This window comes from Cloacibacterium sp. Arc13 (assembly GCF_041431305.1).
Lineage (GTDB): Bacteria > Bacteroidota > Bacteroidia > Flavobacteriales > Weeksellaceae > Cloacibacterium > Cloacibacterium caeni_B.
Window position 1 is genome coordinate 216,862 of record NZ_JASMRM010000002.1, and the last position, 12,157, is coordinate 229,018.

The following is a 12,157-nucleotide window of genomic DNA, read 5'->3' on the forward strand; positions in this document are numbered from 1 at the left end:
AAACCTAATAATTATGCCTTATCAAATTAACATTAAATCGTTTTTATATTGTTATGTCCGACCAAAAAAGACACACCAAAAGCTTAAGCGAGCCGCTATTTTATGATAATGCGGACATGAAAAGGCTTTTTAATTTTAGCGACAAAACTTTGCAACGCATGAGAAGCAATAAAAGTATTCCCTTTGTTAGAATAGGGAAGAAATACTTTTATCCTGTACAGTATTTTAAAAATCTTGCAGACCAAAGCTGCCAAGATTAGTCGCTCATTTACATCATCAGTTTTTCTATATCTGCAAAAAAGCATTTTTGCTTTAATATTTCTATTACTTATTTGCAGGAACTGGTGATTCACTCATTATTATCTTTCCCAGTTAATTTTTTTACTCTCGGTCACTCAACTGATTCTTGAACTGATGCCTAAAACTGTCGATGTTGGCTGAGCCTGTCAATGTTGGCTGAGCCTGTCGAAGCCACAATATTTCACTTAGACTGTCTCAGTGAGCCAAAAATTTCTGAACCGATGCCAGACTTGTCGAAGGCAGAAGACAAAATTCATGGCATAAGAAAATGATTTTTTCCACTCCCTATGTCATTCCGTAGGAATCTAAATTATTTTTAAAAGCAACATGAAAATTTTTCACCTTCGATGCTTTCGACAGGCTCAATCAACGACTTAGAAATATAATTTATGCCTTAACTGCTAACTGAACCGATGCCTGAGCACAGACTGAAGGTCTGCGAACGAAGTTCACGAAGGCAGAAATGATATTTATCTTTTTAAAACGGTGGCTTCGACTACGCTCAGCCACCAGAAATATTTTAAAGCTCAGCTTCCGTAGAAATGTTCAGCCACCAGTTTTCTTTTACTCTTCTTTTGGTCTTCTTCGGAAAAAGCACCTTTTTTCCGAAGGAGTATGGGAGGATTCTCGAAGAACACTCGAAGAAGTGTAAAACCAAGGTGGTCAAAACTGGACATTTCTGGACAAAAAAAGACAAACAGAGACGAATTGGGATATTCTTAGTCATTGGCAGACTTTTATAGACAAAAAAGGTCAAAAATAGTCAAATAAAGACGTGTAACTATAAGTATATCAATACTTTAAAAAATTGTTTCTACTTTTGACCTGTATAACAAATAAATAAAATTGCCATGGCAGAAATTAAAAAAGGAATCCTTGGCGGATTTTCCGGAAAAGTAGGCCCCGTAGTTGGAGCCAATTGGCGCGGTAAAGACATTATCCGCAGTACCCCAAAATCTTCTTCGAGACCGAAGACGGATAAGCAAATTTTGCAACAACTAAAGTTTAAAACTACTATCACGTTTTTGCACCCTTTGCGCAATATCCAAAATCGGTTTTTTGGAACAGATGCGGGAGCAAAATCTAAGGTAAACTTAGCTGCTTCTTATTTCATTAACAATGCAATAGAAATAGTAGATGGTTTACCCGCAGTAATCTATAATAAAGTGCTCATTACTAGAGGAGACCTTACAGGTTTTCAAAATGTGGAAGCACAAGCTGCAACAGGTGGCGTGATAAATCTCACTTGGGAAGATAATGGATTACAAGGCAACGCTTTAGCCACCGACAAAGTAAGTGTGGTATGTTATTTTGAGGCGGTCTCAGCATTTGAGATTTTTGAAGGGGTAGCGTTCCGCAGTGATGCAGAAGCCAGCATTACGCTCCACAGTTCCTATCAAGGTATGGAAGCGCAAGTCTACGCTTTTATCGCTAACGAAGCCGAAACACAAGCCTGCAACAGCGTCTATCTGGGCGCAGTAACCTTAGGGTAAGAGAATCCACTCGCATGAGTGGATTTTTAATGTTGAATTTTCTTTTGTTTTACGGCTTTCCTTATTGGTGTTAAGATGGGTTTTTATTATATTTGATGTTTATTATGTAATCATATGTTTGATAAAGCTTATAACCAAGTAAAACAATTAGTAGAAGATTTCAAAGCAAGCGAAAGCCATTTTCTTTCAGCTACCTATTCGGAAGCAGAAGTAAGGAAAGATTTCATAGATAAGTTTTTCACCATTTTAGGCTGGGATGTAGACCATCATTTTCAGAAGAACCCTTTTCAGCAAGAAGTAAAAGTAGAAAAAGCACAAAGACAAGAAGGACATCAATCTCAAAAACGTGCAGATTATGCTTTTTCATTAGCCCCAGATTTTAAACGTACTCTTTTCTTTGTAGAAGCCAAAAAGCCATCACGTTTGCTAAGACAAAATAAAGACGATTATTTTCAGACAGCAAAATACGGTTGGAACTCTCAAACAGGAATTTCTATTCTTACCGATTTTCAGGAATTGGTGATTATAGACTGTAGATTTAAGCCAGATTTTGATACAATTCTCAAAAATGAGATTAAGTATTACCGATATGAAGATTATGCTAATGAAGAAGTTTTCTCAGAAATATATTGGCTGTTTTCTCGTGAAGCAATAGTAGCAGGTAATCTTACTACTTTTATAGAGAGTTTGCCAAAACCTAAAGCTAAAGAAAAACAACTCAAATTATTTGAGGGTAAATATCAGAGCATAGACGAAAGTTTTCTGAATTATATAGATGACATTCGTTTACAAATGGCACAAGCTTTCCACGCCAATAATCCAACTTTAGACCACTATGATTTAACAGAAGCTACGCAGAGAACCATAGACCGATTGGTGTTTATCAGATTTTTAGAGGATAAACAAATAGAACCAGAGGATTTAATGCACAGCATCTCTACTGCAAATTATCCTTGGCAAAAGTTTATTGAAATATCCAAAAGACTAGATGCTAAGTATAACGGAGTAGTTTTTAAGGAGCATTTTATAGATAAAAAAGCATTTTTAGGAGCAGATGAAGAACTTTTTAGAAGTATAGCAGCAGACCTAGACCATACCAATACACCTTATGATTTCAATTATATTCCTATTCATATTTTAGGGAATATATACGAAAGGTTTTTAGGGAAAATTATCGTTATTGAAAATGGCAAAGCTTCTATAGAACTGAAGCCAGAAGTAAGAAAAGCAGGCGGAGTTTTTTACACGCCAAAATACATCGTAGATTATATTGTAGAAAACACCGTAGGTAAACTTATTGCTGACAAAAAGCCAAAAGAAATTGCTAAACTTACCTTTGCAGATATAGCCTGCGGAAGTGGAAGTTTCTTAATTGGAGTTTTTGATTATTTGCTAGATTATCACAAAAACTATTACAACGAACATACAGACGAAGCCGAAAAAGAGGGTTGTAAATATGATGCTGAAAAAGGAGTTTGGACAATGAGCATCAACCAAAAAAAGCAAATTCTCATTAACAATGTGTATGGAGTAGATATAGATTTACAAGCTACCGAAGTTACACAAGTTTCTCTTTTCCTTAAATTGTTAGAAGACGAAACCATGGGAACTGTAGCAGAGCTGAACCAATTATTTGTGGCAGATAAAATATTACCCGATTTGTCTAACAATATAAAATGTGGCAACTCTCTTATAGGCACAGAAATAATGGCAGATGTACTGGATTTTGGCAGAGAAGAAATGCGAAAACTTAATCCTTTTGATTTTGAAACCGCCTTCCCAAATGTTTTTAGAAAAGGAGGATTTGATGCAATTGTAGGAAATCCGCCGTATGTAAAAATTACGGATAAGTTTCAATTAGATTTCTTCAATAAAACTTATAAACATCAGAATTATCAATTAGATTTATATCTTCTTTTTTTAGAAAAATATTATAATGTCTTGATTAAAAATGGTTTACTAGGTGTAATTATTCCAAATACTTGGCTTCAATCTATCACTTTTACGAACATCAGAAAATATTTAATAAATGAATTTTTATGGAGAAAAATTTTACATAGTAAAAAACATATTTTTGATGCAGTAGTAGATACACACGTTATTATTTTTGAAAAAAATAAACTATTTAAAAATAATTTTGTTCAAATTGACTCAGTTGAAAATGGAAGTCCTATTTTTTATCAAAACTTAAATCAGAATGAATTTTCCAAAGATGGTGAAATAATTAATATTTTGGCAAAGCCAGAAGAAAACAAGTTGTTTTTGAAAATTAAAGAAAACTCTCTTTTAGTGAAAGATATATCCAAAACTTTTTCAGGAATTACTGTTTATGAAAAAGGGAAAGGTATTCCAAAGCAAACAGAAGAGTTAATTAAATCAAATCCTTATGTAACAGAAACTGATACTTTTGATAGAAGTGAAAATTGGCTACCTCTGATGCGAGGTAGTTTAATGAATAGATATAGCAATTTATGGAATAATAATTATTATGTACTTTATGGTAAAAATCTTGGTGCACCACGTGATTCTAAAATTTTTGAATGCAAAGAGAAAATAATAATCAGGCAAACATCAGATAAAATTATAGCAACAATTATAACAGAAAATATTATATGTAGAAAAAATTTACATATTTTAATATCAGATATGGTTGACCATCTTTTTATTTTGGGAGTTCTAAATTCAAAACTTACAAATTTTTATTATCAACAAATCAATCCAGAAAAAGGAGAAGTATTAGCTGAGGTCAAAAAAACACATGTGGAGCAGCTGCCCATTCCCAAAATCACTTCCGAAAATCAACAATTGCATGATGATTTGGTGAAATTGGTAGAGCAAATGCTAAAAGCCAAAAAAGAAGAGCAAAACGCACAATCAGACCATGAGAAAAACCTCTATAAAAATCTCACAGAAAGTCTAGATTATAAAATAAATAACCTTGTCTATAAACTCTATAATCTTACCCCAGAAGAAATATACTTGGTAGAAAATTCATAATAACTAAAACTATGGAAATTTTTAATACAGAATGAAAGTCTGTGCTCAGGCACCAGAACGAAAGCGGTGATTGAGCGGAGCCGAAATCACAGGGATGAGAATAAGAACGTGCCTTCGACAGGCTAAGGCACCGAGAGTATTAGTAAATATAACACGGTGATTGAGTGGAGTCGAAATCACCAGATGAACAAAATATCAGTTCTGCCTTCGTGAACTTCGTTCGCAGACCTTCAGTCTGTGCTCAGGCACCGAGAGTAGTAATAAATATAACACGGTGATTGAGCCTGTCGAAATCACAGGGAAGAGGAATAAGAACGTGCCTTCGACAAGCTCAGGCACCGAGAGTAGTAGTAAATATAAAGCGGTGATTGAGCCTGTCGAAATTACAGGGATGATGAGTGAGAACGTGCCTTCGACAGGCTCAGGCACCGAGAGTAGTAGTAAATATAACACGGTGATTGAGCCTGTCGAAATCACCAGAGTAATAATATCACTTCGACAAGCTCAGTGACCCAAACGGTGGCTGAGCCTGTCGAAGCCACGCAATAAAAAAAAACTAAAAACCATGAAAGGATATATGTATATTTTAGAATGTGCAGATGGTTCTTATTATACTGGGAGTACTACAGATTTAGAACTAAGACTGCAACAACATCAGTCGGGTGAAGGAGCTAACCATACCCGAAAAAGGTTGCCTGTACGATTGATATATTACGAAGAATTTGACAGAATAGATGATGCTTTTTATCGAGAAAAGCAGGTGCAGGGATGGAGCAGGAGAAAGAAAGAGGCTTTGATGGAGAACAGAGCAAACGATTTGCCTTTATTATCAAAAAATTATACAGATAAGGATTGAAAAATATGCCTTCGACAGGCTCAGGCACCGACTTGAAATAGCAGTTCTGCCTTCGACAGGCTCAGGCATCGGTTCAGTGACCGAGGGTGGAAACATAATACCGGTGATTGAGCGGAGGCGAAATCACCAGCGTAATAATATAACACGGTGGCTGAGCGGAGTCGAAGCCACCACAATGAAAAATCTTTCCTACAAATACTTGAAAATCTGCTATTTCTTTCGTAAATTTAGGGTATCAATAAAATAAAAATTATACTGATTTTTAATCTTAATGGTATGAACTGTTTTAGAAGTTTTATCTATCTTATCGGTGTGTTCTTGTTGGTTCAGTGCAATAAAAGCGCTGGAGCAGAGGAGGTGCATTATGATACGATTCAGCACCAACAGAAAACAGATACCGTCCAAAAAGATACGGTGGTGAAAAAAGAAATAAAGTATCATGCTTTTGTGGTTAAAAATAAAAATAAAGACTTTAACACTTTAGAGAAAAAGTATTCTCAGGAAGAGTTGCATGCTATTTTAGCCATCAATCGTTTGGATTATAAAAACAAATGGAGAGCCGATACCTTAGTGGTTCCAGACGTGATGGAGAAAGATTTTACAGTGTACAGTCCGTTTCCTAAAAACGTTTCTGCGGCTAGAAACATTCAGAAGTTGGCGATGTTCAGTTATTCCATTCATGCGTATGCCTTGTATGAAAACGGGAATCTCATCAAATGGGGACCTACTAGTATGGGCAAACAAGCAACACCTACCAAAATGGGGCTCACCTTTACCAATTGGAAGAAAGAAATCGCCATCAGTACCGTGAATTCTGATTGGAAATTGAGATGGAACTTCAATTTGTATAATTATTTAGGGATTGGTTGGCATCAGTATGATTTGCCGGGGCATCATGCTTCACACTCTTGTGTTCGTTTGTTGGAGGAAGATGCCTACTTTATGTACAATTGGGCAGATGAATGGATTCTGAACAAAAAAGGGACTATAGCCTTGGCTAAAGGTACACCTGTGATAATTTTTGGACCACCGGTATTCAATAAAAAACCTTGGTTACAACTCATCAAATCTCCTCATGCCAATGATTATACCGAGGATCAAATCAACCATGAGATTCAACCGTTCTTACCAGAAATTCTGAAACAACAAAACATTAAAAGACAATATCTAGAACACGCTCCATAGTCATTTGCTTTTTCAATATTAAGCATTTAAAGCATTTCATGCAGCATCAGAAAAGTGTAGTAAGTGGTTGAAATCGGGATGATAAAAATCTTCTTTTATAAATTATCTTTTTGAGACAATAATTTTTTATCTTTATCCTCCTAATTGTAGACTATGGCAAAACTGAACGCACTATTCTTTACGTTTTTCTCTCTGTTTGTACTGGCTCAATCTTCTGATGTTGATGCGGCTAAAGGTTTGGTGCAGAGAATTGCTCCTGCTTATGCCAAAAAAATAGTTTTTCATCAAGAAAAAAGTAAGACTTCCCCGGATTATTACGAGCTGGAATTCAAGAAAGGGAAACTGCATATTTCTGCCAATAATGCCAATGCAATGGCGGTAGGTTTTAATGAATACCTCAGAACGTATGGTCATGTTTCGGTGTCATGGTATGCAGATAATGCGGTGAAAGTCCCAGCGAAAATGCCTGTTTTCAAAGGGAAAATAAGCAATGAAGCAAGAGTTCCGCATCGTTTTTTCTTGAATTACTGTACTTTCGGGTATACCATGCCTTGGTGGAAATGGCATGATTGGGAGCGTTTTATCGATTGGATGGCGCTTAATGGTGTGAATCTTCCTTTGGCGATTACTGGTCAAGAAAAAATTTGGCTCAACGTGTGGAAACAGTTTGGTTTAAGCGATGAAGAAATCAGAAGTTTCTTTACAGGCCCTGCTTATTTGCCTTGGCACAGAATGGCGAATATCGACCATTGGGAAGGCCCTCTACCGATGTCTTGGATTGATGGTCAAGCCGAATTACAAAAGAAAATTTTAGCAAGAGCGAGAGCTTTCAATATGAAACCTGTGCTGCCTGCTTTTGCAGGGCACGTTCCAAAAGCATTGCTGAAAAAATATCCCAACGCCAAAATTACTTCTCTCGGAGAGTGGGGCAATTTCAGTGAAGAATATCAAAGTTATTTTTTAGATTCTTTTGATCCTTTATTTCTACAGATTCAAGAAGTCTTCCTGAAAGAACAAACCAAGGAATTTGGCACTGACCATATTTACGGCATAGACCCTTTTAATGAAGTTACACCGCCTAGTTGGGAGCCAGAATATTTGGCTAAAGTTTCTCAACATATTTATGAATCTCTCACTCATGTAGACCCGAAAGCGAAATGGTTGCAAATGGGTTGGATTTTCTATTACATGCAAAATAAATGGACGAATGAGCGCATTAAAGCTTATTTGCAAGCAGTTCCGCAAGATCAACTGATGATGCTGGATTATTTCTGTGACCATACGGAAGTTTGGAAACGTACAGATTCTTTTTTCGGTCAGCCTTACATTTGGTCTTACTTAGGGAACTTCGGAGGAAATACTACTCTGCATGGAAATCTAAAAGATGCAGATGATAAAATAGAACATGTATTGCAAAATGGAGGCAAAAACCTCTGGGGAATAGGGGCTACGCTGGAAGGTTTCGGAGATAATCCCGTGATGTATGAATTTATCTTGGATAAAGTTTGGCAGAAGGGTCATAGTATGAAAGATTTTGTGAAAACCTATGCCAAAAGCAGAGTTGGAAAAGAAAATGCCGATGCTGAAAAAGCTTGGGAAATCCTTTCGGAGAAAATATATGTCCAAAATTCTGATGTAGGAAAAGGCGATTTGACTCACTCTAAACCTGTCTTTGAAAAAGCTTACAACTGGACTGTGAATCCAGATATTGCCTACGATAACCGTGACCTTGCTACCGCTTGGAAGCATTTGATTGCCGCAGAAGCCAATACTGATGAATACAGAGACGATTTGACTGCAGTTGGGAAACAGGTATTGGGGAATTACTTTTATCAAGTCAGAGACCAATTTACACAAGCTTATCGTCAAAAAGACGTTGCTAAAATGAAAAAAACAGGAGCCGAAATGCTTCAAATTATTCATGACATTGATGAACTACTCGCTTCTAATCCGAATTATTTGGTTGGAAAATGGATTGCCGATGCAAGAGCCATGACCGATATAGAACAAGAAAAAGCCTACTATGAAAGAGATGCCCGAAAAATCATCAGCGTTTGGGGAGAAAAAGGCAGAGATCTTAATGATTATGCCAATCGTTCTGTTGCTGGACTCATGAAAGATTATTATGGCGGTCGCTGGAAAATCTTTATAGACGAGGCGATTCTAGCTGTAGAACAGGGCAGAAATGCAGATGAGAAATTGATTTTAGAACGAGTGAATCAGTTTTCATGGGATTGGTCGGAAGCACAAAATCCTTATCCATCAACACCAAAAGGAAATACGCTGGAGATTTCTAAGAGATTGTGGGAGAAGTATCGTTTAGAATTAGATAATTAGATAATGGTGAGGTTGTAAAGTTGTTAAGTCGTAAAGTCGTGAAGTTGTTAAGTCGTAAAGTCGTGAAGTTGTGAAGTTGTAATAATGGAAAAAATAACACATTATACATTTGAATATAAAATATCTAATACCAATTACCTCAAACTAAATATGAAGTATGAGATATGAAATTCCAAATACCAATTACCAATTACCTCAAACCAAATATGAAGTATGAAGTATGAGATATGAAATTCCAAATACCAATTACCTCAAACCAAATATGAAATATGAAGTATGAAGTATGAAATATGAAATTCTAAATACTAAATACCAATTACCAATTACCAATTACCAATTACTAATCACCAAAAATACCTAAAACCTATATAAAAAATAAAATTATGCAGTTGAGTAATCGTTCTTTAGCCTTAGATGTCTTCCGTGGGATGACGGTGTGTTTTATGATTATTGTAAATACTTCAGGGAACTGGGGAACTACTTTTGCGCCATTGCTTCATGCGCAGTGGAATGGTTTTACACCTACAGATTTGGTTTTCCCTGCCTTTCTTTTTGCCGTAGGAAACTCTATGAGTTTTGTAATGGATAAGTGGAAAAAAATGTCTCAACAGCAAGTCTTGACGAAGATTTTCAAAAGAACATTCATTATCTTTTTACTGGGGTATCTCATGTATTGGTTCCCGTTTTACAATGTAGATGCAGATTTTAATCTCAAAAGTTTTCCTTTTGTAGAGACTCGATTTCTAGGGGTATTGCAGAGAATTGCGCTTTGTTATGGCCTAGCTTCTTTAATTTTATATTATTTCAAACCTAAGTTTTCTTTGTATCTCAGCGCCATTATTTTGTTGGGATATTGGCTCGTTTTTATTGGATATGGACCTTATGACATGCAGCACAATCCTGTTCTGGACTTGGATTTGCAATTGTTTGGCGAAAGTCATCTCTATCATGGCGAAGGTTTTGCCTTTGATCCAGAAGGATTTTTGAGCACTTTCCCAGGTTTGGTAAATGTATTTGCAGGTTATTTTGCGGGGAAATTCATTCAAGAAAAAGGCAGAAGCTATGAAGGTATTGCCCAATTGCTTTTGGTAGGGTTTTTATTGATTGCAGGTGGTTTTCTTTGGAATTATGGCTTCGCTATTAACAAAAAACTATGGACGAGTTCTTACGTATTGCTCACCATCGGTTTGTCGATTTCCATTTTGGCTTTGATTGTTTATTACACCGATTTTCTTCAACAGAAAAAAGGCATTTATTTCTTTGAAGTCTTTGGCAAAAATACCTTGGCGATTTATTTGCTTTCCGAGCTCATCGTTCCGCTCATGTGGAGAATTCCGATTGCAGGACAAGCTTCATATACTTGGATTTATGAGAACTTATTTACCCCTTTTGGTGCTTATTTTGGAGCGTTTTTATTCTCTTTTGTGTACATGCTTTTGTGTTGGAGTGTAGGTTATATTCTAGACCGAAAGAAAATTTATATTAAGATTTAAAATGTCTTTTTAATAGATATAAAGAAGCTTTTTAGGCTTTTTTTGAAAGCATTTTAAGTTTTACTACCTTTGCAGCATGAATCAAGACACTATTTGTGCACTCGCGACTGCCAATGGAATTGGAGCGATAGGAATTATTAGAGTTTCTGGAGAACAAGCCATAGTAATCTGTGAAAAATGCTTTGACGGAAAAGCACTTACCCAACAGAAATCTCATACGGTACATTATGGTTTCATCAAAGATGGAGATGAAGTCATCGATGAAGTAATGGTTTCTATCTTTCTGGCTCCCAAATCTTTCACCACCGAAAATTCTGTGGAAATTTCTTTCCATGGTTCGCCGCATATTGGCAAAAGAATTTTAGAAGTCTTGATTAAAAATGGAGCCAGAATGGCAAAAGCAGGTGAGTTTACCATGCGTGCATTTATGAACGGTAGAATAGACTTGAGTCAAGCCGAATCTATTGCCGACCTTATTGCTTCAGAGAATGAAGCTTCCAGAAAAGTGGCACTTCAACAGCTTAAAGGTGGTATTTCTCAGGAGATTTCTGTGTTGAGAAATGATTTGCTCAATTTTGTTTCACTTATTGAATTAGAATTAGATTTTGCCGAGGAAGATGTAGAATTTGCAGACAGAAGTGCATTAGTACAGTTGCTTCAAAAAATAGAAACTAAACTGAAATCTTTGATTGACAGTTTCCAATACGGAAATGCGATTAAAAGTGGAGTTGCAGTAGCCATTATCGGAAAACCAAATGCTGGAAAATCTACTTTACTGAATGCTCTTTTAAAAGAAGAAAGAGCCATCGTTTCTGACATTGCAGGAACGACTCGTGATACGATAGAAGAAGTGTTGCATATTAAAGGAAATGCTTTTCGACTTATTGATACCGCAGGTTTGCGTGAAACAGAAGATGCTATAGAAGCGATAGGCGTGGTAAAAGCCAAAGAAAAAGTGGCTCAAGCTGATGTTTTGGTGTACCTTATTGATGTAGCGACTACCGATTTAAAAGACGACCTTGCGATGCTTCAAGAATTGGCAAGAGAAGATTTGAAAATCATTATTTGTCTTACCAAAATTGATGAAGTAGAACAAGCTGAAGAAAAAGCGCAAAACATCGCCAAAACCTTTGAATCTGAAATTCCTGCAAATGAGTTGTTACAAATTTCGGCTAAGGAAAATATTCATCTTCAGGATTTAAAAGATGAACTTTCTACCTATGTAGAACACCTAAAATCTGAAAGTAACGTGGTGATTACCAACCAAAGACACTACGAATCTCTTCAAAAATCTATTGACGCGGTTTATAAAGTAAAAGAAGCCATTACTCATCAAATTTCTACTGAATTGTTGGCTTACGAACTTAGAAATGCTCTGGAACATTTGGGTGAAATCTCTGGAGAATTTACCAATGATGAAGTATTGGGGAATATTTTTTCTAAGTTTTGTATCGGGAAATAAATATGCTTTCCTTTAGTTTCTTTTTCTTTCTTTT

At 36.1% G+C, this 12,157-nt stretch carries 8 protein-coding genes; all 8 read left to right on the plus strand.

Translation table 11 applies throughout. The features are described from left to right. Window positions 1-53 precede the first annotated feature (53 nt). The 8 genes from QO190_RS02945 to mnmE all read left to right on the plus strand — a co-directional run bounded on the left by QO190_RS02945 (window position 54) and on the right by mnmE (window position 12,123). Window positions 54-260, plus strand: a complete 207-nt coding sequence (locus QO190_RS02945; protein WP_371461216.1) for a helix-turn-helix domain-containing protein — start codon at window positions 54-56, stop codon at window positions 258-260. 891 nt (window positions 261-1,151) lie between these two features. After that, on the plus strand, window positions 1,152-1,793 hold the full coding sequence (locus tag QO190_RS02950; RefSeq protein ID WP_371461215.1) for a DUF6266 family protein: 642 nt from the start codon (window positions 1,152-1,154) through the stop codon (window positions 1,791-1,793). Between the two features lie 114 nt (window positions 1,794-1,907). Continuing rightward, entirely contained in the window at window positions 1,908-4,790 is a 2,883-nt protein-coding gene (locus tag QO190_RS02955) for an Eco57I restriction-modification methylase domain-containing protein (RefSeq protein WP_371461213.1), read from the plus strand. Between the two features lie 565 nt (window positions 4,791-5,355). Then, on the plus strand, window positions 5,356-5,646 hold the full coding sequence (locus tag QO190_RS02960; protein WP_371461212.1) for a GIY-YIG nuclease family protein: 291 nt from the start codon (window positions 5,356-5,358) through the stop codon (window positions 5,644-5,646). Between the two features lie 276 nt (window positions 5,647-5,922). Next, window positions 5,923-6,831, plus strand: a complete 909-nt coding sequence (locus QO190_RS02965) for a L,D-transpeptidase (RefSeq protein WP_371461211.1) — start codon at window positions 5,923-5,925, stop codon at window positions 6,829-6,831. A gap of 153 nt (window positions 6,832-6,984) precedes the next feature. Next, complete coding sequence (locus QO190_RS02970; RefSeq protein ID WP_371461210.1) at window positions 6,985-9,168, plus strand: alpha-N-acetylglucosaminidase; 2,184 nt, start codon at window positions 6,985-6,987, stop codon at window positions 9,166-9,168. A 383-nt stretch (window positions 9,169-9,551) separates the two neighbouring features. Beyond that, window positions 9,552-10,661: an acyltransferase family protein gene (locus QO190_RS02975; protein WP_371461209.1), complete on the plus strand. Its 1,110-nt coding sequence runs from the start codon at window positions 9,552-9,554 to the stop codon at window positions 10,659-10,661. Window positions 10,662-10,737: 76 nt separating this feature from the next. Then, window positions 10,738-12,123 (plus strand): tRNA uridine-5-carboxymethylaminomethyl(34) synthesis GTPase MnmE, encoded by a 1,386-nt coding sequence (gene mnmE, locus QO190_RS02980; protein ID WP_371461208.1) that lies wholly within the window; start codon window positions 10,738-10,740, stop codon window positions 12,121-12,123. Window positions 12,124-12,157 lie beyond the last annotated feature (34 nt).

What these genes read in the sequence shown, in the direction of transcription:
- QO190_RS02945 (WP_371461216.1), top strand. Translation starts at nt 54, where the DNA reads ATGTCCGACCAAAAAAGACACACCAAAAGCTTAAGCGAGCCGCTATTT.
- QO190_RS02950 (WP_371461215.1), top strand. Translation starts at nt 1,152, where the DNA reads ATGGCAGAAATTAAAAAAGGAATCCTTGGCGGATTTTCCGGAAAAGTA.
- QO190_RS02955 (WP_371461213.1), top strand. Translation starts at nt 1,908, where the DNA reads ATGTTTGATAAAGCTTATAACCAAGTAAAACAATTAGTAGAAGATTTC.
- QO190_RS02960 (WP_371461212.1), top strand. Translation starts at nt 5,356, where the DNA reads ATGAAAGGATATATGTATATTTTAGAATGTGCAGATGGTTCTTATTAT.
- QO190_RS02965 (WP_371461211.1), top strand. Translation starts at nt 5,923, where the DNA reads ATGAACTGTTTTAGAAGTTTTATCTATCTTATCGGTGTGTTCTTGTTG.
- QO190_RS02970 (WP_371461210.1), top strand. Translation starts at nt 6,985, where the DNA reads ATGGCAAAACTGAACGCACTATTCTTTACGTTTTTCTCTCTGTTTGTA.
- QO190_RS02975 (WP_371461209.1), top strand. Translation starts at nt 9,552, where the DNA reads ATGCAGTTGAGTAATCGTTCTTTAGCCTTAGATGTCTTCCGTGGGATG.
- mnmE (WP_371461208.1), top strand. Translation starts at nt 10,738, where the DNA reads ATGAATCAAGACACTATTTGTGCACTCGCGACTGCCAATGGAATTGGA.